The sequence below is a fragment of the Streptomyces sp. NPDC048516 genome (assembly GCF_043199875.1).
GTDB lineage: Bacteria > Actinomycetota > Actinomycetes > Streptomycetales > Streptomycetaceae > Streptomyces.
Window position 1 is genome coordinate 30,720 of record NZ_JBICWS010000004.1, and the last position, 22,463, is coordinate 53,182.

Genomic DNA, 22,463 nt, shown 5'->3' on the forward strand with positions numbered 1-22,463 from the left:
GGGCGCTCCGGCGCCCCGCCCCTTCACCGCCGGTACTCCTCGATCGGCGAGAGATCGTGATTCTTCAGCGCCGCCCCACGGAAAGCGTCGTCCGCCTGAACCATGGCCTCCTCGGAGTCGAAGCGGCTGACCCATGGGCCGGTGCGCGGTGGCAGTTCGTCGCGCATTGTCATGAAACGGAGACTCCGTCCATCGAGAGTTCGAGCTGATCGGGCGTGGCCAATCTTCCCACGAGCAACCCGTGGTGCGACGGGTCGTCAAACCTCGTAGCCGGGCGGCGGGACATCATCCGGAGACTCCGGCGGCTCCTTGCGGGCGCCGTAGAAGTAGTCGTACAGATCCTGCAGGTAGGCGTACAGAAGGTCATCGCGCCAGAAGTTGACCCTGGTCAGCTCGTACCAGTCCTCTACGGCGGCAGACCTCTCACGAAGCAGGTACTCCAATGCTTCACGCAGATTCCTGGCGTCTGGCGATTTAGGGTTCCGGACGATGTACGACTTGTAAACGGGGACGTCATCGATGAACTCAATATTGAGGCAGGATCTGAAGAATTTACCAACCCCGCCCACCTCCGCGAAAAAATGCGGGATACTCGATGGATTGAAGCTTCTGGAGTGCATTCCCGCCTCACTTATTAAAGATCTTCACCGGCTGCGGGAACATGGTCACCAATGGATGACCTCTCTGATGATGTGTTTGCCGATCTCGATGGCGGCAGCCTCGGCGGCGGCAGCGATGCCGAGCGTCGCTACCGTGGCGGCGGCCGCGGCCGCCATCTCGACTGCCCTGATGACCAGTTGGGCGATGACCGCACCCTTGGCGACGACAACACCGGTGGCCGCGACCTCCAGTGCCGTGGCCAGGACGTCGCAGCAATTGGTCAGGACCGTATCGTGCTCACCGGTGACCTGATTCCAGCGGCTGAGCAGTGCGTCGCAGGAGGCACCCTCGTAGATGTCCGCGAGTCCTTTCAGCGTGGAGTCAAGCCCGCTGTGCCCCTCCGCGAGGTTCTGGCCGAATTCCCGTACGTGGCCGCCCCGGGCCCGCAGTTCGTCCTCGTCGATGCCGGGCCATTCCAGGCCCGTCAGGTCCATGATCCAGACGACTTCACCAGGCAGCTCGATGGACACCGCCGGCCTCCCCCTTGGCTCCGCGCCCGCTCAACTCCGCGTGTATGGACGAGCGATGTACCCAATACGGTTGGCGACCGAAAATGATCAAGTCGGCCGGAAGTGGAATCGCTTACAGAGCCGGAGGGCGGGCCGAGCCCCGCAGCGATTGCCCGCGTCCCCCGTCACAAGACAGACGCGGGCCCCGAAGCCTCAGAAGCTTCGGGGCCCGCGCAGCAGGGTGGGGTGGGACGGACGGGGCTCAGGCCTCGTCGTCACCCGGCTTCTCGTCGGAGTCGCCTTCGATCTCGGCTTCCAGGCCGAGCTGCTCGACGATCCACTTGTCGAATTCGATCGAGGCGCGGACCCAGCTGACCGTGCTCGACACGAAGTGTTCGAGCGAGACACCGGTGCCGATCAGCATCGATGCTTCACCGATCAGACGGACCGTGCCGTCGTCGTGGGTGTGGGTGTAGGCCTTGGGCCACAGCGTCCGGCGGTTCCAGTCGTCGATCGCCTCCAGCAGCTTCGACTTGTCGTCGATGCCGTGGGCACGGTCGTAGAACGTACGGACGGAGAAGATCTGCTGCTCCTCCTCGCCCCGGAACATGAAGTACGTGCGGAACTGCTCCCACGGAGCGGCGAGGTCACCCTCCTCGTCGACGACGTACTTCAGCTCCATCTGGTCGAGGAGCTGCTTGACCAGGTCCTGGTCAGGCACGACGGGACCCTCAGGCCCCGAGGGCTCGGGTTCGGGCTGGCCCCCGAAATTCGGAATCGAGGACGGGTCGATGCTCACCGTGGAATTCCCTTCGTATGGTCCCTGCCATCCTCCCCCACACCCGCCCCGTCCTGGCAACCCGGGACGGAGCGGATACGGGCAAGGTGTCGGTCATGGTGTCGGTCTAGGAAAGGATCACGGACGGAGCCCCGCTCCGCAGCCGTACGCCCGGATCGCGGCGCCGGTCAGGCCACGGTCCGCCCGGCCGGCTCCACCGACAGCTGGTCGCCGTCCACATCCACCCGCACGATGTCCCCGTCCAGCACCTCGCCCGCCAGGATGGCGCGGGCGAGCGGGTCGCCGATGGCCGTCTGGATCAGACGGCGCAGCGGCCGGGCACCGTAGGACAGGTCCGGGGCCGGGGCGTCGACGACCGGCTCCTGGCCCAGCCAGGCGAGCCAGGTCAGGGCACGGTCGGTGACGTCCAGCGTCAGACGGCGATCGCCGAGACGGCGCTGCAGGTGGTCGAGCTGGATCCGGGCGATCCGCTGAAGCTGATCGGTGCCGAGCGGGTGGAAGACCACCACGTCGTCGAGCCGGTTGAGGAACTCGGGGCGGAAGGAGACCCGGACCGTCTCCAGCACCTTCTCCTTCTTCTGGTCCTCCTTGAGCAGCGGGTCCATCAGGAAATTGGAGCCGAGGTTGGAGGTCAGGATGAGGATGGTGTTGCGGAAGTCGACCGTACGGCCCTGGCCGTCGGTGAGCCGGCCGTCGTCGAGGACCTGCAGCAGGATGTCGAAGACGTCGTGGTGGGCCTTCTCGACCTCGTCCAGCAGGACGACGGAGTACGGGCGGCGGCGGACGGCCTCCGTGAGCTGGCCGCCCTCCTCGTAGCCGACGTAGCCGGGCGGCGCACCGACCAGCCGCGCCACGCTGTGCTTCTCGCCGTACTCCGACATGTCGATCCGGACCATCGCCCGCTCGTCGTCGAAGAGGAAGTCCGCGAGCGCCTTGGCCAGCTCGGTCTTGCCGACACCGGTCGGGCCGAGGAAGAGGAAGGAGCCGGTGGGGCGGTCCGGGTCGGCGATGCCGGCGCGGGTGCGGCGGACGGCGTCGGAGACCGACCGTACGGCCTCGGTCTGGCCGATCAGCCGCTTGCCGAGCTCTTCCTCCATGCGCAGGAGCTTCTGGGTCTCGCCCTCCAGCAGCCGGCCGGCCGGGATGCCGGTCCAGGCGCCGACCACATCCGCGATGTCGTCGGGGCCGACCTCCTCCTTGACCATGGACTCCTTGGAGGCCTCCTGCTCGGCCTCGGCGGCGGCCGCCTCCTCCAGCGCCTGCTCGACGCCCGGGATCTCGCCGTAGAGCAGCTTGGAAGCGGTGTCGAAGTCGCCGTCGCGCTGCGCCCGCTCGGCCTGGCCGCGCAGCTCGTCGAGCTTTTCCTTGAGCGCGCCGACCCGGTTGAGGCTTTCCTTCTCCTTCTCCCAGCGGGCGGTCAGGCCGCGCAGCTCCTCCTCCTTGTCGGCGAGGTCCTTGCGCAGCTTCTCCAGCCGCTGGAGGGAGCCGGCGTCGGTCTCGTTGCGCAGCGCCAGCTCCTCCATCTTGAGACGGTCCACGGCGCGCTGGAGCTCGTCGATCTCCACCGGGGAGGAGTCGATCTCCATACGGAGCCGGGAGGCGGCCTCGTCGACCAGGTCGATGGCCTTGTCGGGCAGGAAGCGGGAGGTGATGTAGCGGTCGGAGAGGGAGGCGGCGGCGACCAGCGCGGAGTCCGCGATCTGCACCTTGTGGTGGGCCTCGTAGCGGCCCTTGAGCCCGCGCAGGATGGCCACCGTGTCCTCGACGGTCGGCTCGGTGACCAGCACCTGCTGGAAGCGCCGCTCCAGCGCCGGGTCCTTCTCGATCCGCTCGCGGTACTCGTCCAGCGTCGTCGCGCCGACCATCCGCAGCTCACCACGGGCCAGCATCGGCTTGAGCATGTTGCCGGCGTCCATGGACGAGTCGCCGCCGGCGCCCGCGCCCACGACGGTGTGCAGCTCGTCGATGAAGGTGATGATCTGGCCCTCGCTGGACTTGATCTCCGCGAGGACGGTCTTCAGCCGCTCCTCGAACTCGCCGCGGTACTTGGCGCCCGCGACCATCGCCCCCAGGTCGAGTGCGACCAGCCGCTTGTCGCGCAGCGACTCGGGCACATCGCCCTTGACGATCCGCTGTGCCAGTCCCTCGACGACGGCGGTCTTGCCGACGCCCGGCTCGCCGATCAGCACCGGGTTGTTCTTCGTCCGGCGGGAGAGCACCTGCACCACGCGCCGGATCTCGTGGTCCCGGCCGATGACCGGGTCGAGCTTGCCCTCGCGGGCGGCCGCCGTGAAGTCCGTACCGAACTTCTCCAGCGCCTTGTACGTGCCCTCCGGGTCGGCGTTGGTCACCCGCTGCCCGCCCCGGCTCGCCTCGAAGGCGGCCAGCAGCTTCTTGGCGCTCGCGCCCTGGTCGGCCAGCAGCTCACCGGTGCGCCCGCCCTTGGCGGCGATCCCGATGAGCAGGTGCTCGGTGGAGACATAGGCGTCACCGAGTTCCTTGGCGCGCTGGGTGGCGTCGGCGATGGCGGAGAGCAGGTCGCGGTCCGGCTGCGGCGGCGCGACCGTCGAGCCCTGCACGCTCGGCAGCCCGGCGAGCTGCCGTTCGGCGCCGTTGCGCAGCACGGCGGCGTCCGCCTCGACGGCGGACAGCAGGTCCATGATGTTCTCGTTGTCCTGCCCGGCCAGCAGCGCGAGCAGGAGATGCGCGGACGTCATGTCCGCGTGCCCGGCGGTGACCGCCCGCTCATTGGCGGCGCTCAGCGCCTCCCGGCTCTTGTTGGTCAGCTCGGCGTCCACGTCCTCGCGATCCTCCTCGACTCGTCCTGAACAGCCTCTGGCGGGCTCGTTCGGGCCCATTCTGCGCCTGTACGGCACCCACCCTGCTCATGCCAACGTGCGATAAGTTGAGTCTATTCCACTCAAGGTTGTTCCGGGAGCCCTGCCCACCCCACCCTCGCTCACTCGTGCGAGGGAATCGCACCCAACGCGCCGTCCGGACCCGCACCACCCGGCGACACTGGCCTTCGACCACGAGGAGGTGCAGCATGACGGCTATGGCACACGAGCCGATGCCCACGCAGGACGACATCCTCCTGGAAGGCTTTCTGGCGCTGGAGACCCCGGCAGGTTTCCGAGCCGAGCTCATCGAGGGGGAGATCGCTGTGACACCGCCGCCGGACGGCGACCACGAGGACTACCTGGGTCTCGTCTCCGAGCAAGTGATGCAGTTGTCCGCGACGGCGATGCAGTTCTCGGGACACAAAGGACTTGTCCTTCCCCACCCGGCGGGCCGGCCCGCGGACCACGTGATCCCCGACGCCACCATCGCCCCACGAGCGCTTCGTCTCTTCCGCGGCGCCCCTCCCTGGATGCCCAGCGACGGCGTCGCCATGGTCGTCGAGGTGACGTCGCGCAAGCCCCGCAAGGACCGCGTCTCCAAAGGCCATGGCTACGCCCGCTCCGGCATCCCGCTCCATCTCCTGGTCGACCGTGACAAGTCAGCGGTCACGCTGTTCAGCGAGCCGGAGGGCGAGGACTACCTCGCCACCCACATCGCCCCCTTCGGCAAACCCCTCCCCCTCCCCGCCCCCTTCTCCTTCGAGCTGGAAACCACCGACTTCCTCTGACCCCCGGGCCCCGGCCTACCCTTGCCCCCATGGCCCATGACCTCAGTGCCCTCAGCCCGGAGTACCTCGCCTTCTGGGGCGAGTACCTGATGCCGACCCTCACCACGCTGCGGACGAACGGGACGCCGCACGTCGTCCCGGTGGGCGTCACCTACGACGCCGGGCAGCGGATCGCGCGGATCATCACCCGCAAGGACAGCACCAAGGTCAAAAACGTCCTCGCCGCCGGGGCGGACGGCGCCACCGTCGCCGTGTGCCAGGTCGACAAGGGCCGCTGGGCCACCCTGGAGGGCATCGGGCGGGTGCGTACGGACAGCGAGTCGGTGGCCGACGCGGTGCGCCGGTACGCCGAGCGCTACGGCCGGACCCCCACGCCCAACCCCGATCGCGTCATGATCGAGATCGCGGTGACCAAGGCGATGGGCCGGGCCTGAGGGCCGGGCCGCCGCCCCCGCGTCCCGCTGGGCCCGTCGGCCCCCTGGCCGAAAACGGACCTTCCCGCTCCGCCGCCGGCCGTCCACCTGGTACTCAGGAGCGACGGGAACCGAACAGCTCCGTGCAATGGCGGACGGCATCGGGCCTGCCCCAGGCAAAAGACGGCAGCTGGAGGCCGCATGGCGTCGGCAGTGCGCATCGTGACGACCGCTCCGGGCCGTCCGTCCCCAAGGCGTCCGTCCCCAAGACGTCCGTCCTCCACCCGGCCGCATCCGCACGCCGAGCTCTGCCCGCGCTGCGGCGGCCAACTGGCCGTCAGCCAGGACGGCTGGAAGATCTGTCACGCCTGCGGTTACGCTTCGCCGCCCGGTACAGCCCCTCCTCCACGGGCCACCCGCGGGGGTATCGTCGCCCCCACAGTCGCCACGCCCCGGAGGGCACGATGAACTCGGTCCGAGTGACGGCGATCGCCTGCCTGATGCCGCTGTCCGAGCTGGACGAGGATCCGTTCCTGGTCGATGACCGCGGCCAGCACGACATGTGCACCCAGTGGGCGGCAGCCCGTGACTACCACCTGACCTGCCGGCTCAGCCTGCACCACCTGCGCGCCGATCACGGCGCGCTGTGGCGCGATGTCGAAGCGGGCCTGGTGGATGTGTTCGTGGCGCCCAACCGCCGGGCACTGGAGAATGCCATCGACAACGCCGCCGAGTTCACGGCACGGTGCGCCGAGGCCGGGGTGCGCCTGGAGACCACCGACTTCGACGAGCCGGTCTACACCCTGGCGATGAAGTCGCATGTGCACCGCCGGCTGTCGATGCCGACGGCGGGGTACAACGGCTGCTGAGCGGGCGCGGCCGTACGCGGGCGGACGCAGGCGGCACACCACGACGCCCCGCACCGTGCGCAAAAACGCGACAAGGGCCGGGTTTCCCCGGCCCTTTGCCACCTCACGCGCCGGGTGCCCGTGCCCCGGCCTGCCGGATCACTCCGGCCGCTTGGGCCGCCACACCACCAGCGCGCTGGTCTGCTGCACGTCGTGATACGGCACCAGATCCCGCCGGTAGGAGGCGTGCACCGCCGCTTCCCGCTGCTGCATCGCGCTGGCCGCGCCCTCCAGGGCGCCCTGCAGTTCGACGACCCGCTGCTGCAGGGCGGCGACCTGGTTCTCCAGCTCGATGATGCGCTTGATGCCGGCGAGGTTGATGCCCTCGTCCTGGGACAACTGCTGCACCGTACGGAGCAGTTCGATGTCCCGGGCCGAATAGCGGCGGCCCCGCCCGGGCGTGCGGTCGGGCGAGACCAGCCCCAGCCGGTCGTACTGCCGAAGGGTCTGCGGATGCAGTCCGGAGAGCTGAGCCGCGACGGAGATGACATACACCGGCGACTCTTCGGTCAGTTCATAGGGGTTACGACGCTGCCCGCCCCGGCTGTCCATCTCAAGCTCCCTTCGCGGCCTGGAACAGCTCTGCCCGCGGGTCCGGGCCCGCGGTCGCCTCGCGATAGGACTCCAGCGACTCCTTCGCCTTGCCGCTGAGGTCGCTCGGGACCAGCACCTCTATGGTGACCAGCAGATCACCCCGGGTGCCGTCCTTACGGGTCGCACCCTTGCCCCGGGCGCGCATGGTGCGTCCGTTGGGGGTGCCGGCCGGCAGCTTCAGCGTCACCGGCGGGCCGCCCAGCGTCGGCACCTTGACCTCACCACCGAGCGCGGCCTCCGGGAAGGTGACCGGCACCGTGACGGTGAGGTTGTCGCCCTTGCGGCCGAAGACCGGGTGGGCGTCGACATGCACGACCACGTACAGATCGCCGGCCGGGCCGCCCTGCTCGCCCGGAGCGCCCTTGCCGCGCAGCCGGATGCGCTGCCCGTCGGAGACGCCCGCGGGGATCCGGACCTGCATCGTGCGGGCACTGGTCGCCCGGCCACTGCCCTTGCAGACCTCGCAGGGGTCCTGGGCGATCAGGCCCCGGCCCTTGCAGTCGGCGCACGGGTCGGTGAGCGAGAAGCCACCGCCCGCGCCCCGGCTGACCTGGCCGGTGCCGACACAGGTCGGACAGACCCGCGGCGTACCGTTCTTGTCGCCGGTACCCGAACACGCCTTGCACGGCGCCTGGCTGGACATCCGCAGCGGGACCGTGGCCCCGTCGACCGCCTCGGTGAAGCTGAGCGTCACCTCGGACTCGATGTCCTGGCCGCGGCGCGCGTGGGTACGCGTACCGGCGCCGCCGCGGTTGAACAGGCCGCCGAAGACGTCCCCGAGCCCGCCGCCGAAGCCGCCGCCCCCGCCGCCCTGACCGGGCGTGCCCCCGAAGAGGTCACCCAGGTCGAAGTTGAAGGAGCCGCCGCCGCCCGGACCCGGGCGGTAGCCGCCGTTGCCGAACAGCGTGCGCGCCTCGTCGTACTCCTTGCGGCGCTTGGTGTCGCCCAGGACGTCGTGGGCCTCGGAGATCTCCTTGAAGCGCTCCTCGGCCTTGGCGTCGCCCTTGTTGGCGTCCGGGTGGAACTCCCGGGCGAGCTTGCGGTACGCCTTCTTGATCTCCGCTTCGGTGGCGTCCTTCGGGACGCCGAGGACCTTGTAGTAGTCCTTCTCGACGAAGTCCTTGGTGCTCATCCCCGACGTCCCTCCTCCCGCACGGATTTACTCTCTGTCCTCACGTCAGCCCTCGTCCGGGCCACCGCTCTCCTCGTCCGAAGCCTGGGGGTCCTCGTCGGAGGCGGACTTGGCGCCCTGGGCACCCGGCTGCGGCTCGGCGACGGCGACCCGCGCGGGGCGGATCGTTCGTTCACCGATGCGATACCCGGGCTGCAGGATCGCCACGCACGTCGTCTCGGTGACATCCGGTGCGTACGAATGCATCAGCGCCTCGTGGATCGTCGGGTCGAAGGGCTCACCCTCCTTGCCGAACTGCTGCAGACCCAGCTTGGCGACCACGGTCTCCATCGATTCGGCCACCGACTTGAAGCCGCCGACCAGTTCACCGTGCTCACGGGCACGGCCGATGTCGTCGAGGGTGGGAAGGAGCTCGGACAGGAGGTTCGCCGCGGCGATCTCCTTGACCGTGACCCGGTCCCGTTCCACCCGACGGCGGTAGTTCTGGTACTCCGCCTGGAGCCGCTGGAGGTCCGCCGTGCGCTCGTTGAGCGCCGTACGTACCTGGTCCAGCTGCGCCTGGAGCGCTACGTCCGTTACGTCCCCGGCCGGGGCCGAGCCCGCCTTGTCGGCGGACTCGGCCTGCGCCGCGTCTTCGGGAGCGGCGTCGGAAGGGACGTCGGGCTTCTCGTCGAAGCCCGGGGTCTCCTCCGTCACGCGGCACCGTCCTTCTTGGGCTTCTCGTCGTCGACGATCTCGGCGTCCACGACGTCGTCCTCGGCCTTGGCCTGCTCGGCGCCCTCGGCACCGGCAGCGCCCTCGGCACCGGCCGCACCCTGGGCGTCGGCGTACATGGCCTGGCCCAGCTTCTGGGAGACGGCCGCGACCTTCTCGGTGGCGGTCCGGATCTCGGCGGTGTCCTCGCCCTTGAGCTTTTCCTTCAGCTCGGTGAGGGCTTCCTCGACCTCGGTCTTGACCTCGCCGGGGACCTTCTCCTCGTTGTCCTTGAGGAACTTCTCGGTCTGGTAGACGAGCTGTTCGGCCTGGTTGCGGGTCTCGGCGGCCTCGCGGCGCTTGGTGTCCTCGTCCGCGTACTGCTCGGCCTCCTGGCGCATCCGGTCGACCTCGTCCTTCGGCAGCGAGGAGCCGCCGGTGACGGTCATCTTCTGCTCCTTGCCCGTGCCCAGGTCCTTCGCGGTCACGTGCATGATGCCGTTGGCGTCGATGTCGAAGGAGACCTCGATCTGCGGGACCCCGCGGGGGGCCGGCGGCAGACCGGTCAGCTCGAACATCCCGAGCTTCTTGTTGTACGCCGCGATCTCGCGCTCGCCCTGGTAGACCTGGATCTGCACGGACGGCTGGTTGTCCTCGGCCGTCGTGAAGATCTCGGACCGCTTGGTCGGGATCGTGGTGTTGCGCTCGATGAGCTTGGTCATGATGCCGCCCTTGGTCTCGATACCGAGGGACAGCGGGGTGACGTCCAGCAGGAGGACGTCCTTGACCTCACCCTTGAGCACACCGGCCTGGAGGGTGGCGCCGATGGCGACGACCTCGTCCGGGTTGACGCCCTTGTTGGCGTCCTTGCCGCCGGTCAGCTCCTTGACGAGCTCGGCGACGGCGGGCATACGGGTGGAGCCGCCGACCAGGACCACGTGGTCGATCTCGGACAGGTTGATACCCGCGTCCTTGATCACGTTGTGGAACGGTGTCTTGCAGCGGTCCAGGAGGTCCGAGGTGAGCTGCTGGAACTGCGAGCGCGTGAGCTTCTCGTCCAGGTGCAGCGGGCCCTCGGCGGAGGCGGTGATGTAGGGAAGGTTGATCGTCGTCTCGGTGGAGGACGACAGCTCGATCTTCGCCTTCTCGGCGGCCTCGCGCAGACGCTGCAGCGCCATCTTGTCCTTGGCCAGGTCGACGCCGTGGCCGTTCTGGAACTGCTTGACCAGGTAGTCGACGACGCGCTGGTCCCAGTCGTCACCACCGAGGTGGTTGTCACCGTTGGTGGCCTTCACCTCGACGACGCCGTCGCCGATCTCCAGGAGCGAGACGTCGAAGGTGCCGCCACCGAGGTCGAAGACCAGAATGGTCTGGTCGTCCTTCTCCAGGCCGTAGGCCAGGGCCGCCGCGGTGGGCTCGTTGACGATCCGCAGGACGTTGAGGCCCGCGATCTCACCGGCCTCCTTGGTGGCCTGGCGCTCGGAGTCGTTGAAGTAGGCCGGAACGGTGATGACCGCGTCGACGACCTTCTCCCCGAGGTACGACTCGGCGTCGCGCTTGAGCTTCTGCAGGATGAAGGCGCTCATCTGCTGCGGGTTGAAGCCCTTGCCGTCGATGTCGATCTTCCAGTCGGTGCCCATGTGGCGCTTGACCGACCGGATGGTCCTGTCGACGTTGGTGACCGCCTGACGCTTGGCGACCTCGCCGACCAGCACCTCGCCGTTCTTGGCGAAGGCGACAACGGACGGCGTGGTCCTGGCGCCCTCGGCGTTGGTGATGACGGTGGGCTCACCGCCTTCGAGAACACTGACGACGGAGTTCGTCGTGCCCAGGTCGATGCCGACCGCACGTGCCATTTCAATTCCTCCAGCTGACTTGAGTGGAACAGGCTCAAGAGTGCAGTACCGAAGAAAACCTGTCAACAGACATGAGTCCCATGGGCTCAAGTTTTATATTGCCCTTATCGTCACCAGGCCTCAGCGGCCAAGACGCCGGGGGTGTACACAGGGTTGCCTTCGCGACGCAGATCACCGGCCGGGCGGCTTCATGGCACGGGGGAGAATGGGTAACCTCAGCGACAGACCAAAAAAGTTACCGCTTAGTAGTTACTCCGTTTCCGCTCTCGCAGGTACGAGGAGCCTCCCATGCAACTCGCCGCGATCATCGTGTCGCTGGTGCTCATCGCGGTCGCCGTGGCGCTGTTCGGCCGCGCCCTCCTGCAGATCTACCGCCAGCTGCGACTGGGCCAGCCGGTGCCCGCCGGCACCCGGACCGACGCCCCCGCCCAGCGGACCGTGACGGTGGCCAGGGAGTTCGTCGGCCACACTCGCATGAACCGCTGGGGCGTCGTCGGCGTCGCGCACTGGTTCGTGGCGGTGGGCTTCCTCACCCTGCTGCTGACGATCGTCAACGCCATCGGCCAGCTCTTCCGGGCCGACTGGCTGATCCCGGTCATCGGCGACTGGCTGCCGTGGGAGATGTACGTCGAGGCGATGGGCACGCTGACGACCGTGGGCATCATCGTCCTGATCGTCATCCGCCAGCTGAGCCGCCCCGGCAACGCGGGCCGCAAGTCCCGCTTCGCGGGCTCCAACACCGGCCAGGCGTACTTCGTCGAGGCCGTCATCCTCATCGTCGGCATCTGCATCGTGACGCTGCACGCCCTGGAGGGCGCCCAGCACGGCGTCGACCACTACGAGCCGGCGTACTTCCTGTCGTACCCGCTGGTCGCGGCCTTCAAGGGGATGAGCCTCGGCACCCTGCAGAACCTCACCTACTTCTTCGCCGGCCTCAAGATCGCGACGTCCTTCATCTGGATGATCACGGTCTCGCTGAAGACGGACATGGGTGTCGCCTGGCACCGCTTCCTGGCCTTCCCCAACATCTGGTTCAAGCGCGAGGCGGACGGCGCCGTCGCGCTCGGCGCGCTGCAGCCGATGACCAGCGCGGGCAAGCCGATCGACTTCGAGGACCCGGGCGAGGACGACCAGTTCGGCGTCTCCCAGGTCGAGCACTTCTCCTGGAAGGGCCTGCTCGACTTCTCCACCTGCACCGAGTGCGGCCGCTGCCAGTCGCAGTGCCCCGCCTGGAACACCGGCAAGCCGCTCTCCCCCAAGCTCCTGATCATGTCGCTGCGCGACCATGCGCACGCCAAGGCGCCGTACCTGCTCGCGGGCGGCGGCAAGGACGAAGAGGGCAACGAGAAGGCGAGTGCCGAGCAGCTGGCCGGCGTGCCCGCGGCGGCGCTGGCCGAGGCCGAGCGCCCGCTGATCGGCACCGCCGAGGAGAACGGCGTCATCGACCCCGACGTCCTGTGGTCCTGCACCACCTGCGGCGCCTGTGTCGAGCAGTGCCCGGTCGACATCGAGCACATCGACCACATCGTCGACATGCGCCGCTACCAGGTCATGATCGAGTCCTCGTTCCCGTCCGAGGCGGGCACGATGCTCAAGAACCTGGAGAAGAAGGGCAACCCCTGGGGCCTGGCCAAGAAGCAGCGGCTGGCCTGGACCAAGGAGGTCGACTTCGAGGTCCCGATCGTCGGCCAGGACATCGAGGACCTGACCGAGGTCGAGTACCTCTACTGGGTCGGCTGCGCCGGTGCCCTGGAGGACCGCGCCAAGAAGACCACCAAGGCCTTCGCGGAGCTGCTGCACATCGCGGGCGTGAAGTTCGCGATCATGGGCGGCGACGAGAAGTGCACCGGTGACTCCCCGCGCCGTCTGGGCAACGAATTCCTCTTCCAGCAGCTCGGCGCGGAGAACGTCGCCACGCTGAACGCCGCCTTCGGCGAGGACGACGAGGACGAGTCGACCAAGAAGCCGAAGGCGTCGAAGAAGATCGTCGCGACCTGCCCGCACTGCTTCAACACCATCGCGAACGAGTACCCGCAGCTGGGCGGCGAGTACGAGGTCATCCACCACACCCAGCTGCTCCAGCACCTGGTGGACGAAGGCAAGCTCATCCCCGTCACCCCGGTCGAGGGTCTGATCACCTACCACGACCCCTGCTACCTGGGCCGCCACAACAAGGTCTACACCCCGCCGCGCGAGATCATCGCCAAGGTGCCGGGCCTGCGGAACGAGGAGATGCACCGCCACAAGGAGCGCGGCTTCTGCTGTGGCGCCGGCGGTGCCCGCATGTGGATGGAAGAGCGCATCGGCAAGCGCATCAACAACGAGCGCGTCGACGAGGCCCTCTCGCTCAACCCCGACATCGTCTCGACGGCCTGCCCGTTCTGCCTGGTCATGCTCACCGACTCGGTCAACGGCAAGAAGAACGACGGCAAGGCGAAGGAATCCATCCAGGTCGTCGACGTGGCCCAGCTGCTGCTGGACTCCGTCAAGACCCCCGTCGACCCGGCGGGCGACGAGGAGAGTGCGGACGCGCCGGAGCCGGAACCGGTGAAGTAACGGCGCGCACCAGCGCGTTGACCGACGGCCGGCCCCCTGCTCTGCACGGGGCCGGCCGTCGGCGGTTGGGTACCGCGGGTGCGGACGGGCAGGGCAGGACGGCGGCACCCGGGCCACGGACGACGACACGACACGACACGACAACAGCGGTACGGGCGGGGTGGGGACGGAATGCGCAGACGGATCGCCACGGCAGCGGGGCTCGGGCTGGCCCTTCTTCTCGGCTCCTGCGGCCTGCTCTCCCCCTCCGGCGACACGCGCCGCGCCGCCCCCCACCGCGCCTCGTCGCTGCCGGCCGCGCGCCCCGTCCCGGCCGGCCGGGGGAGCAAGGCCACCGGCGACTTCAACGGCGACGGCCACCCCGACCTGGTCCTCGACAGCCTGCTCGCCCCCGCCCGCGGCCGCGACGACGACCCGGGCATCGGCATCCTCTACGGCTCCGCGCACGGACTCGCCCCCGCCACCCGGGAATTGCTCACCCCGGCCCGGAACGCCGCCCGCACCGGCCCGGCCGTCCCCGCCGCCTTCGACGCCGAGACCGTCTGCGACCTCGACCGGGACGGCTTCAGTGATCTCGTCGTCACCACCGACCCGCCCTACGACGGCGTGGGCCGCCCGCCCGTCCCCGTCCAGCTGCTGTTCGGCTCGCCCCGGGGCCTCGGCGCCGCCCGGGCGGTGACACTCCGCATCCCCGACCGGGCGCGGTTCGGCAACGAATGGCCCGACCAGCCGGTCTGCGGCGACTTCGACGGCGATGGCGCACCCGACCTGGCCGTCACCGCCTCCGGCCCCCGGATCAGCTACCTGAAGGGGCCTTTCACCCGCACCGGCGCCCCCGCGGCGGCCGGCGCCCCGCTCCCCGTCCCCGGCACCGCCCTGGCCGCTCCGGGGCCCCTCGCGCCGTCTCCCGACATCAATCACGACGGCGCCGACGACCTCCTCGTACGCTCCGCCGCCCCCGGCCGCCGCGCCCGCAGCCGCCTCGCCCTCGGCGGCCCCCGGGGCCCGCTCAGGGCTGGCCCGGCCGCCTACCCACCCGGCTACGCCACGGCCTTCGGGCGCTTCGCCGGGGCCGGGCGGGGGGTGACCTCCGTCACCGCCGACACCGGCGGTGAGCTGTCCGTCGGCGGCCGCCCCGGCCGGATCCGTACGGGCACGGGCGGGGTTCCCACCCTCGCCGCCGCCGACGCGGACCACGACGGCCACCCGGATCTTGTGATCGGCGGCACCCGCCCCGCCCTGCTGAGCGGCACCGCGAACGGGCTCTCCGCCACCGTCCGCCGCCTCCCCGTGCCCCGCCTCCCCGGTGCCGGGCGCCCGTACTCCACGGTTCTCGCCCTCACCGACTTCGACGGCGACCACCGCGCCGACCTCGTCCTGTTCACCCGGCGCGGCCGCACCCACGACAGAGTGACGGTCCTCCCCGGCGGCCCGTCAGGCCTCACCGCGCGCCCCGTCCTCTCCTTCACCACGGCGGACTTCACAGCTTCCTGACGGTCCGCCAGCAGATTGTGGCCCGTGGCTAATACACTTGCCCGGCGCCGGGACGCATCCGAGCATGACGCCATGAACACAGACACGGGCAGGGACACGGCTGACGATCCGGGCGCCTGGACGCGCCCCGCACCAGGGGAGACGCCGCCCGCCCCGCCCGTCACGGTCCGGCTCGCCCTCCCGACCGACGCCCCCGCGATCGCCGCCGTCCACCAGGCGTCACGGCAGGCCACCATGCCCTACCTGCCGCCCCAGCGCCGTACCCACGACGAGGTCACCCGCTGGATCCGGGAGATCGTGCTGCCGCAGTGTCACACCTTGGTCGCCACCCGTGGCCCCGAGCTCCTGGGCTACGCGGCCGTACAGGGCGACCTGCTCGACCAGCTCTACCTCCGCCCGGACGTCCGGCGGCGCGGCATCGGCACCCTCCTCCTCGCCGCGGCGCGGCGGCACCGCCCCGACGGCCTGTACCTGCACGTCTTCCAACTCAACACCGGGGCAAGGGCGTTCTACGCCCACCACGGCTTCCGGGTCGTGGCCGTCGACGACGGCAGCGCCAACATGGAGAATCTGCCGGACCTCACCCTCCGCTGGACCCCGGTCCCGGGCCCGCGGCTCCCTCGGGGAACCCCTTAGGGGATGCCGCCCGGCCCGCGGAGAGCGGGGAGGCGCCCCTTAGGGGATGTCACAGGTCAGATGCAAACCCGCGCCCGATCCCCCTGCCCGGCCACCCCGCCCCCGCAGACCAGGTACTTTCGACTATGTGGCTGGATTCAGGATGGGTCGCGGACGGGACACCCGCCCCGCGCAGAACGGACAGCAGGGGCACCAGGGGCAGCAGACGCCGTACGGGCAGCAAGCACCGTACGGGCAGCAGCCCCCGCCGCCGCACGGGCAGTGGCAGCAGGCACCGCAGCAGTACGGCGGGCCGCAGGGGCAGCCACAACCGCACGGGCGGCACGGTGAGCCCGAGTACTTCGGCGACGGGGGCTACCAGCCCCCGCAGCAGGCCTACGCGCCGTACTCGAACGACAACAACCCCGGCCACACCCAGCAGTTCAGCGTCGGTGACACCCCGGATGCCTACGGCCCGCCTCCGGGCGGGTACGACGACGGCGCCGACGGTGCGTACGCGGACGGCGGCACCTACCGCGCCGGCCAGACCACCGCGCCGCCGGCCGGCCCCCGGCTGGACTGGAAGCAGCTGCTGTCCGGCATCGTGCTGCGCCCCGATGCCACGTTCTGGCAGATGCGTGACCACGCGGTGTGGGCCCCGGCACTGATCGTCACCTTCGTCTACGGCCTGCTCGCGGTCTTCGGCTTCGACAAGGCCCGCGAGGATGTGCTGAACGCCACCCTCTCCAACAGCATCCCGTGGGTGGGGATCACCGCCGTGATGTTCATCATCGGCAGCCTGATCCTGGGTGCGGTCACCCACACCCTGGCCCGCCAGCTCGGCGGCGACGGCCCCTGGCAGCCGACCATCGGCCTGGCCATGCTGATCATGACGATCTCGGACGCGCCCCGGCTGCTCTTCGCGATGTTCCTCGGCGGTGACAGCACCCTGGTCCAGGTCCTGGGCTGGCTGACCTGGCTCGCCGGCGGCTATCTGCTGACCTCCATGGTCAGCAAGACGCACGATCTGCCGTGGCCCAAGGCCCTCGGCGCCGCGTCGATCCAGCTGGTCGCGCTGCTCGCCCTGCTGAAGCTCGGCACCCTGTAAAGCCGTACCGGCCACGGCAAGGGGCCCGCCCCGGAGCACCGACTCCGGGGCGGGCCCCTTGCCGTACGGCCGGTGCCGCGGCCAGGTCCCTCAGGCCTCCTCCGGCCTCCTCCGCCTCCTCAAGTTCCCTCAGGCTCCCTCAGGCTCCCTCTGCGAACCGCTGCCCCGCCGAGCCGTCGCACCCCTGCAGCCGCAGCGCTTCCTTCGCCGCGCCCAGCGTCAGGCAGAGCGACGGCGCGGCAGCGGGCCGGATCGTGCCGCCACCGTCCCGTACGAACTGCTGGTTGGCCGCGCCCGAGCAGTTCCACAGCACCAGGCCGGCCCCGGCACGGTACTGCGCGCCCGGCACGTCCAGGCACCGGTCCTGCGTCAGTCCCACGTGCACCGACCGCTGCTCCCCGTCGTACCACCAGTCCTGGTTGCGCTGGCCGTGGCAGTCCCAGCCGCCGACCGCCGTCCCGTTACGGCTCGATGCCCCGGTCGCGTCCACGCAGCTCCCCGTACCGGCGTTCCGCAGCGGCCGGTACATCTCGTCCCAGGTCCCCGCGTACAGCTTCGGCTGCCCGGTGCTCGCGGGATCGGCGCAGGAGGCCTCGCGCAGCCCCGTGTCGTACAGCTGGGTCAGACACGACGCGAACGCGCGGTGCCCGCGGGCGTTGGGATGGAACGACTGCCGCACCGAATTCGAGTCCGGCGGGATGGGGTTGCCGAGATTCACATACAGCCCCCGGGCCCAGGTGTCCTCCATGCACACCTCGTGCCCGTGGAACAGCCGCGAGGCGTCGAGGTAGCTCGCCCCCGCCTCCCGTGCGGCCTTCCGCATCCCCTTCTCGAAGGCCGGCACGGCGGCATTGCGCCCCCAGCCCGCGTCGGAGGTGTAGCCCGTGCACCCGCCCAGCAGCTTCCCGGGGTAGTGCGGGTTGTCCTCGACATCCGGCCCGATCGGACTCGGATACGACATCACCACGAGCCGGTAGTCCCCGTCCGCGTAGCCCGCGTCCCGCATCACGGTCCGCAGATCGCCGACCGTCCGCTCGACCTTGGGCACCAGCCCGTCGACCCGCGCCTGCCAGCCCGGCTGGTACTTCGGCTCACAGGTGCCCTGCAGCAGGAACCAGCGCACCACGCAGTCCGTCATCACCGGCCCGAACTGCAGATCGTCATTGGCGCCGGCGACCAGCAGCACCATCTTCAGCCGGGTGTTACGGGCCGCGATGGCGAGCGCGTCGCTCTGCACCAGCTCATCGGCGTACTGCTTGCTGCCGCCGATCACGATGTTGCCGGTGCCCGCGCCCGAGCAGGCGGCGTTGTACGTCACATCCGCCGCGATACCGGTCCGGTGGATCGCCGAGTCCGGCGACCGGTGACACCAGTTCGCCGGCCCGTCCGTGCCCGGCTCATACGTCCCGACACCCTCCCCCGAGATCTCACTGTCCCCCAGCGAGATCAACGAGGTCTTCCGCTCCCCGAGGGGCCGCACGGCCGGATCCCCGTAGAGGGTGGCCGCCTCCCGCGCCCGGATCTTCTCCAGCTCCGGCGCCAACGGCTTGGCGGCCGGGGCCGCGACCACCGCCGGGTGCGGTGCGGTGCCGGTGGCGGTGGCGGCACTCGCCCCGCCCACGGCCCCCGAGAACATCACGGCCCACGCCGCGACCGAGACCGTCACGCCGCCCCTCAGCCGCCGCCCGCGTAACGCCCACTGGCCGCGTAACGCCGCCTGCCCGCGTAACGCCCACCGCCTACGTCTCGCACGCACCATGGGGCCTCCCCTCCGGTCTGCTGTTACCGCGGGTTGTACTCGCAGGTAGACAGCGGCGGAACACCCGGAACGGGATTGGCCGAAACCAGCGCAGGGCAGCGCATCCGGCCCACCGGACCCACCCGGCCGCCAACTCCCTTACCAGGGAGGGCGATCGGCGAGCGGCGAGCGGCGAGCGGCGAGCGGTCCGGGTCGACCGGGTCGGGTCGACCGGGTCAACCGGGTCGGGCCCGGCGCCTCAGGCGTCGAGAACCTGGCCCTCGCGCCGCACCACCGGCGGCTCGACGCTCCACGGGAAGTTGATCCAGTCGTCCGTGCGCTTCCACACGTACTCGCACTTCACCAGCGACTGCGACTTCTCATAGATCACCGCGCTGCGGACCTCCGCCACGGTCCCCTGGCAGAAGTCGTGCACCAGCTTCAGCGTCTTGCCGGTGTCGGCGACGTCATCGGCGATCAGCACCTTCTTCTCCGAGAAGTCGATCGCGTTAGGCACCGGCGCCAGCATGACCGGCATCTCCAGCGTAGTCCCGCGCAAGGCATAGTCTTGGTGCTGGAGGGCTACATGACGACGTCTGTTGTTGCAGCTCGGAGCGAGGTTCCTCGCTCCCATGTCCTTACCGGTGATCGGGGCGAGGGTCCTCGCTCGTTCACTGGTTTGCGCGGTGGCAGGTACGCACGTAAAAGCGCGTACCGCGGCAAGAGCGCGCGCCGAGGGTTCTCGGTGCGCGAGCAGCTCGACGCCTCGCAGGCTGACGCCGACCGCCTCGGCGTGGGCATCGTCGAAGACTTCGTAGACGATGACCGCTCGGCTTCTCGCTTCCGCGACCGCGAGCGCGAAGAGTTCGAGCGAATGATCGAGTGGATCGAGGGTGGAAAGCTCGACATCGTGTTCGCGTGGGCGGCGACTCGCCTACAGCGCGAGCTCGATGTGTATACGCGGCTGCGTGCTGCTTGTGCGAAGCACGGCGTTCTGTGGTGCTACGGCGGCAAGGTCTATGACCTGTCGAACAAGGATGACCGTTTCCGCACGGGCCTCGACGCGCTGATTGGCGAGCGCGAGGTCGACGAGCTGCGCGACAACGTCAAGCGGACGTTGCGCGCGAACGCCGCCTCGGGCCGGCCGCACGGCATCACTCCGTACGGATACCGCCGCGTGTACGACCCCCTGACGGGCGCATTCATCAGGGTTGAGAAAGACCCGGAGCAGGCACCCATCGTCAAGGAGATTTGCAAGCGTGTCGCGAACGGTGAGCCGTACAAGGCCATCGCTGCCGACTTGAATAAGAGGCGCATTCCAGCTCCCGCGCTGCGCTGGACTAAGGGCATGGTCGTGCGCCTGTCACACCATGAGCCGAGCGAGCCCGAGTACCTGCCGCTGTGGCGTGAGACCGTTGGGCGGCTCGCCCTTGGCGAGGACCAACTCGCTATCGCTCGCGATTACAACGAGCGGTGCGAGCCGCTGATCGCTGCAATCTGGCACGGCGCGACGATCAAGGATTACGCGACCGACATTCGGTACACCGGCGCTCGCACTCACCATGGGCAGGTGACGAAAGAGGAGGCGTGGCCCGAGATTGTGCCGAAGCGCATTTTCGTCAAGTGTCAGTCGGTCATCGCCTCGCGTGGCAGCAAGTCGACCAATTCCCGCCCGGGGATGGCGCGGTATCTGCTCTCGGGAATCATGGGGTGCGCCTCGTGCCGCGTGCCGGTCGTGTCCAACCCGACGGACTACGGCATGAACTATCAGTGCAAGCAACCCGGGAAGAACGGCGAGAAGGGCTATCACGTCAGCGGGAAGCAGGCCCCGATCGACGAGTACGTGCGCGGCGAGTTGTTCGACTGGATCGCCTCGCCGGCGTTCGTCGAGGCATACACCAAGGGTGACGAGGAGTTGCAGAAGAAGATCGCCGAGGCCGAGGCCGAGGCGGCGCTGCTCAAGGGGCGGTTGCAGGAGTTCCGCGACAAGGCCATCGCCGGCGAGTTGTCTGCGGATAGCCTCGCCGCGGTCGAGGCCGGCCTGACCCCGAAGATCAACGACGCCGAGAAGGTCGCGAAGTCATTGCGCGCTCCGGACGTCGTCGCGGACCTCGCCAGCGCGGCCTCGCGCAAGGAGATCGAAGCGGCATGGGAGCAACTGACCGTCGCGCAGCAGCGCTTGATCGTCGAGTCGCTGCTAGAGGTCACCCTGCATTCCGTGGGCAAGGGTCGGCACAGCCGTGCCGGTGTGGCGATCTCGACGTACGTCACGGTGGTTCGTAAGTCACTGCGACCGACGGTCACCGAGCAGAAGCAGCTCGCCAAGGCAGCGTGACCCCTGGACGCCAGAAGGGCCGCACAGCGTGTGCTGTGCGGCCCTCGTCGTCGTTCTAGCGGTCGCTCTCGCCCCCGGTGGGGCGTGAGTCTCTCGTTTCGTTGTCACGGCCCGAGTGGGGGGCGAGGCCGTTCAATGCTTGCTGCAGGCCGGCCGCCCCTGTGGGGGAGATGTGGCGCCGGTCCATGTCGATGCTCAGTCCGTCCTCGGTCGCGCGGACGACTGCGATTGCTCCTGTGTCGAGGTCGGTGCGGGTGACGCGGATCAAGTGTTGCCCCCTTGTGGCCATGACGGGACCTCCGCTCGAACATATGCGCGAGGCAAAGGCCCGGACCACCATACTCCGGTAAACACCGCAGGTCACGCCCCTTAGACAGCGGGTGATCTACTAGCTAGAGGGACGCTCACCACCCTCGGAAAGTTCCTCGGGCAGCTCGCCGGCGGCGTACCGCCTGAGTAGCTGCTCGACCTTGGGCATGTCCTCGCGCTTCATGCCCGGAGCGTGCACGACGACGACTGTCGCATCTTCGCTGCTCGCCTCGAACACGTCATCAGCGATGAGTCCGCAGTATTGCTGCGACGCCGCGATGCGCACCTGTCGCTCAGGCTTGCCGATGGCTGCTGCGACGGCGCCAACGACACCGGGTTCGAGCATGATCGACTTGTCTTGCGCGATCCGATGCAACGTCGTGTAACCCACCTCTACCCCCGTGGTTGGGTCGACCGCGCGCTCTGCGAGCTTGCGATACGAGAGCCCGGTCTCTGCTTTGGCGGCACGTAGAAGGTCCCCAAAGGGGGTGCCGTAGGGGGTGCCGGTCTCCGACACGCTGTCACTCCTGTTCTTGTTGCAAAACTCGAACAGTCTCATCTAATCGCACATCACCCCGCGTGGCCACGCCACCAATCGCGTTGACGTGCGCTTTCGCGCCTCGTACGGTTGCCGTGTTCGATATCTGCAACAGCCTGTCGGGGGCTATGCCTTGCTTTGCGCCCTTGGCTGTTCGATTTGTGGAACAGAACGGAGGGGGAGCCGTGACCGACCACGAGGCACAGACCAAGCCGCGCGAGGACAGCGAGCCGAGCGTCGAGCAGATCGACTTGATTCGGCGAGTCCTCGCCCCTCACATCCACCGGGCGCGTGCCGAGCGCACCGAGCGCCAGTCCGCAGCGTGAGGAGAGAGCAGCACGTGAGCACCGTCGAGTTTGTCGGCCCGCCGCCCAAGCAGCGCAACACCAAGCACACCCGGATCGCCGGCGAGCTGCGCGCGCACCCGAACGTGTGGGGTGTGGTGCGCAAGCCCACGAGCATGACCCGCGCAGCATCCGCGGCGCAGGCCATCCGAAACGCACGCCTCGCCGCTTACGCCCCTGCCGGATCGTTCGAGGCTGTTGCCCGCACGGTCACCGAGGGCGGCGTCGCCGAGTACCGCGTCTACGCCCGGTACGTCGGGACGAGCAAGTGATCAGCACGCCGGCACAGCCGGC

General features: G+C 69.2%; 22 protein-coding genes and 1 pseudogene. 10 read left to right on the forward strand and 13 right to left on the reverse strand.

The features are described 5' to 3' along the window. Positions 1 to 23 precede the first annotated feature (23 nt). The 5 genes from ACGFR7_RS09645 to clpB form a co-directional block, all read right to left on the reverse strand. Complete coding sequence (locus ACGFR7_RS09645; protein WP_393315460.1) at positions 24 to 173, reverse strand: hypothetical protein; 150 nt, start codon at positions 171 to 173, stop codon at positions 24 to 26. Between the two features lie 84 nt (positions 174 to 257). Beyond that, positions 258 to 620 (reverse strand): hypothetical protein, encoded by a 363-nt coding sequence (locus ACGFR7_RS09650; protein ID WP_393315463.1) that lies wholly within the window; start codon positions 618 to 620, stop codon positions 258 to 260. 45 nt (positions 621 to 665) lie between these two features. Next, positions 666 to 1,130 carry a hypothetical protein gene (locus ACGFR7_RS09655; RefSeq protein ID WP_393315466.1) on the reverse strand — a complete coding sequence of 155 codons (465 nt, stop codon included), beginning with the start codon at positions 1,128 to 1,130 and terminating at the stop codon, positions 666 to 668. A 241-nt stretch (positions 1,131 to 1,371) separates the two neighbouring features. After that, complete coding sequence (locus tag ACGFR7_RS09660; protein WP_086718879.1) at positions 1,372 to 1,908, reverse strand: YbjN domain-containing protein; 537 nt, start codon at positions 1,906 to 1,908, stop codon at positions 1,372 to 1,374. Between the two features lie 167 nt (positions 1,909 to 2,075). Further along, positions 2,076 to 4,706 (reverse strand): ATP-dependent chaperone ClpB, encoded by a 2,631-nt coding sequence (clpB, locus tag ACGFR7_RS09665; protein WP_393315470.1) that lies wholly within the window; start codon positions 4,704 to 4,706, stop codon positions 2,076 to 2,078. 257 nt (positions 4,707 to 4,963) lie between these two features. On the opposite strand from clpB, the gene ACGFR7_RS09670 reads away from it, so the two are divergent. The 3 genes from ACGFR7_RS09670 (at position 4,964) to ACGFR7_RS09680 (ending at position 6,818) form a co-directional block, all read left to right on the forward strand. Beyond that, on the forward strand, positions 4,964 to 5,536 hold the full coding sequence (locus tag ACGFR7_RS09670; protein ID WP_393316506.1) for a Uma2 family endonuclease: 573 nt from the start codon (positions 4,964 to 4,966) through the stop codon (positions 5,534 to 5,536). 29 nt (positions 5,537 to 5,565) lie between these two features. After that, a complete protein-coding gene (locus tag ACGFR7_RS09675; protein WP_366580789.1) occupies positions 5,566 to 5,970 on the forward strand; it encodes a pyridoxamine 5'-phosphate oxidase family protein in 405 nt (134 codons plus the stop codon). A gap of 443 nt (positions 5,971 to 6,413) precedes the next feature. Beyond that, positions 6,414 to 6,818, forward strand: coding sequence for a hypothetical protein (locus ACGFR7_RS09680; RefSeq protein WP_393315474.1), 405 nt, complete (start codon positions 6,414 to 6,416; stop codon positions 6,816 to 6,818). A 138-nt stretch (positions 6,819 to 6,956) separates the two neighbouring features. On the opposite strand, the gene ACGFR7_RS09685 is transcribed toward ACGFR7_RS09680, so the two are convergent. The 4 genes from ACGFR7_RS09685 to dnaK are packed head-to-tail and all read right to left on the reverse strand — an operon-like array spanning position 6,957 to position 11,132. After that, the gene (locus tag ACGFR7_RS09685; RefSeq protein WP_088798603.1) at positions 6,957 to 7,409 is read right to left on the reverse strand and encodes a heat shock protein transcriptional repressor HspR; all 453 of its coding nucleotides are present in this window, start codon (positions 7,407 to 7,409) and stop codon (positions 6,957 to 6,959) included. Position 7,410: 1 nt separating this feature from the next. Next, positions 7,411 to 8,583 carry a molecular chaperone DnaJ gene (gene dnaJ / locus ACGFR7_RS09690; protein WP_393315478.1) on the reverse strand — a complete coding sequence of 391 codons (1,173 nt, stop codon included), beginning with the start codon at positions 8,581 to 8,583 and terminating at the stop codon, positions 7,411 to 7,413. Between the two features lie 45 nt (positions 8,584 to 8,628). After that, positions 8,629 to 9,279 carry a nucleotide exchange factor GrpE gene (grpE, locus tag ACGFR7_RS09695; protein ID WP_393315481.1) on the reverse strand — a complete coding sequence of 217 codons (651 nt, stop codon included), beginning with the start codon at positions 9,277 to 9,279 and terminating at the stop codon, positions 8,629 to 8,631. After that, positions 9,276 to 11,132 (reverse strand): molecular chaperone DnaK, encoded by a 1,857-nt coding sequence (gene dnaK, locus ACGFR7_RS09700; RefSeq protein WP_159744689.1) that lies wholly within the window; start codon positions 11,130 to 11,132, stop codon positions 9,276 to 9,278. Before dnaK ends, grpE begins: the two co-directional genes overlap by 4 nt. Positions 11,133 to 11,420: 288 nt before the next feature. Between dnaK and ACGFR7_RS09705 the strand changes: the two genes are divergently transcribed. The 4 genes from ACGFR7_RS09705 (at position 11,421) to ACGFR7_RS09720 (ending at position 16,905) form a co-directional block, all read left to right on the forward strand. Then, complete coding sequence (locus ACGFR7_RS09705; protein WP_393315485.1) at positions 11,421 to 13,688, forward strand: heterodisulfide reductase-related iron-sulfur binding cluster; 2,268 nt, start codon at positions 11,421 to 11,423, stop codon at positions 13,686 to 13,688. A gap of 171 nt (positions 13,689 to 13,859) precedes the next feature. Beyond that, positions 13,860 to 15,182 carry an FG-GAP repeat domain-containing protein gene (locus ACGFR7_RS09710; protein ID WP_393315488.1) on the forward strand — a complete coding sequence of 441 codons (1,323 nt, stop codon included), beginning with the start codon at positions 13,860 to 13,862 and terminating at the stop codon, positions 15,180 to 15,182. A gap of 72 nt (positions 15,183 to 15,254) precedes the next feature. Beyond that, positions 15,255 to 15,818, forward strand: coding sequence for a GNAT family N-acetyltransferase (locus tag ACGFR7_RS09715; protein ID WP_393315491.1), 564 nt, complete (start codon positions 15,255 to 15,257; stop codon positions 15,816 to 15,818). Between the two features lie 142 nt (positions 15,819 to 15,960). Then, positions 15,961 to 16,905: a YIP1 family protein gene (locus ACGFR7_RS09720; protein WP_393315493.1), complete on the forward strand. Its 945-nt coding sequence runs from the start codon at positions 15,961 to 15,963 to the stop codon at positions 16,903 to 16,905. A 139-nt stretch (positions 16,906 to 17,044) separates the two neighbouring features. Here ACGFR7_RS09720 and ACGFR7_RS09725 read toward each other — a convergent pair whose 3' ends face one another. Both ACGFR7_RS09725 and ACGFR7_RS09730 read right to left on the reverse strand, forming a co-directional pair. Then, positions 17,045 to 18,541, reverse strand: coding sequence for a ricin-type beta-trefoil lectin domain protein (locus tag ACGFR7_RS09725; RefSeq protein WP_393316509.1), 1,497 nt, complete (start codon positions 18,539 to 18,541; stop codon positions 17,045 to 17,047). A gap of 361 nt (positions 18,542 to 18,902) precedes the next feature. Continuing rightward, positions 18,903 to 19,196 (reverse strand): annotated as a pseudogene (locus ACGFR7_RS09730) (phosphoribosyltransferase); the annotation flags it as partial. Between the two features lie 33 nt (positions 19,197 to 19,229). Here ACGFR7_RS09730 and ACGFR7_RS09735 point away from each other — a divergent pair. Next, positions 19,230 to 20,978, forward strand: coding sequence for a recombinase family protein (locus ACGFR7_RS09735; RefSeq protein ID WP_393315496.1), 1,749 nt, complete (start codon positions 19,230 to 19,232; stop codon positions 20,976 to 20,978). Positions 20,979 to 21,033: 55 nt separating this feature from the next. On the opposite strand, the gene ACGFR7_RS09740 is transcribed toward ACGFR7_RS09735, so the two are convergent. Then, positions 21,034 to 21,246, reverse strand: a complete 213-nt coding sequence (locus ACGFR7_RS09740) for a hypothetical protein (RefSeq protein WP_393315499.1) — start codon at positions 21,244 to 21,246, stop codon at positions 21,034 to 21,036. Positions 21,247 to 21,366: 120 nt separating this feature from the next. Further along, entirely contained in the window at positions 21,367 to 21,846 is a 480-nt protein-coding gene (locus ACGFR7_RS09745) for a helix-turn-helix domain-containing protein (RefSeq protein ID WP_393315502.1), read from the reverse strand. A 164-nt stretch (positions 21,847 to 22,010) separates the two neighbouring features. Between ACGFR7_RS09745 and ACGFR7_RS09750 the strand changes: the two genes are divergently transcribed. Then, the gene (locus ACGFR7_RS09750) at positions 22,011 to 22,151 is read left to right on the forward strand and encodes a hypothetical protein (protein ID WP_393315505.1); all 141 of its coding nucleotides are present in this window, start codon (positions 22,011 to 22,013) and stop codon (positions 22,149 to 22,151) included. A 14-nt stretch (positions 22,152 to 22,165) separates the two neighbouring features. Continuing rightward, on the forward strand, positions 22,166 to 22,441 hold the full coding sequence (locus ACGFR7_RS09755; protein ID WP_393315508.1) for a hypothetical protein: 276 nt from the start codon (positions 22,166 to 22,168) through the stop codon (positions 22,439 to 22,441). The last annotated feature ends 22 nt before the right edge of the window (positions 22,442 to 22,463 follow it).

Coding starts and splice junctions, on each gene's coding strand:
- ACGFR7_RS09645 (WP_393315460.1), bottom strand. CDS start 173: ATGACAATGCGCGACGAACTGCCACCGCGCACCGGCCCATGGGTCAGC.
- ACGFR7_RS09650 (WP_393315463.1), bottom strand. CDS start 620: ATGCACTCCAGAAGCTTCAATCCATCGAGTATCCCGCATTTTTTCGCG.
- ACGFR7_RS09670 (WP_393316506.1), top strand. CDS start 4,964: ATGGCACACGAGCCGATGCCCACGCAGGACGACATCCTCCTGGAAGGC.
- ACGFR7_RS09675 (WP_366580789.1), top strand. CDS start 5,566: ATGGCCCATGACCTCAGTGCCCTCAGCCCGGAGTACCTCGCCTTCTGG.
- ACGFR7_RS09680 (WP_393315474.1), top strand. CDS start 6,414: ATGAACTCGGTCCGAGTGACGGCGATCGCCTGCCTGATGCCGCTGTCC.
- ACGFR7_RS09685 (WP_088798603.1), bottom strand. CDS start 7,409: ATGGACAGCCGGGGCGGGCAGCGTCGTAACCCCTATGAACTGACCGAA.
- dnaJ (WP_393315478.1), bottom strand. CDS start 8,583: ATGAGCACCAAGGACTTCGTCGAGAAGGACTACTACAAGGTCCTCGGC.
- dnaK (WP_159744689.1), bottom strand. CDS start 11,132: ATGGCACGTGCGGTCGGCATCGACCTGGGCACGACGAACTCCGTCGTC.
- ACGFR7_RS09705 (WP_393315485.1), top strand. CDS start 11,421: ATGCAACTCGCCGCGATCATCGTGTCGCTGGTGCTCATCGCGGTCGCC.
- ACGFR7_RS09710 (WP_393315488.1), top strand. CDS start 13,860: ATGCGCAGACGGATCGCCACGGCAGCGGGGCTCGGGCTGGCCCTTCTT.
- ACGFR7_RS09715 (WP_393315491.1), top strand. CDS start 15,255: ATGAACACAGACACGGGCAGGGACACGGCTGACGATCCGGGCGCCTGG.
- ACGFR7_RS09720 (WP_393315493.1), top strand. CDS start 15,961: ATGGGTCGCGGACGGGACACCCGCCCCGCGCAGAACGGACAGCAGGGG.
- ACGFR7_RS09725 (WP_393316509.1), bottom strand. CDS start 18,541: ATGTTCTCGGGGGCCGTGGGCGGGGCGAGTGCCGCCACCGCCACCGGC.
- ACGFR7_RS09735 (WP_393315496.1), top strand. CDS start 19,230: ATGACGACGTCTGTTGTTGCAGCTCGGAGCGAGGTTCCTCGCTCCCAT.
- ACGFR7_RS09745 (WP_393315502.1), bottom strand. CDS start 21,846: ATGAGACTGTTCGAGTTTTGCAACAAGAACAGGAGTGACAGCGTGTCG.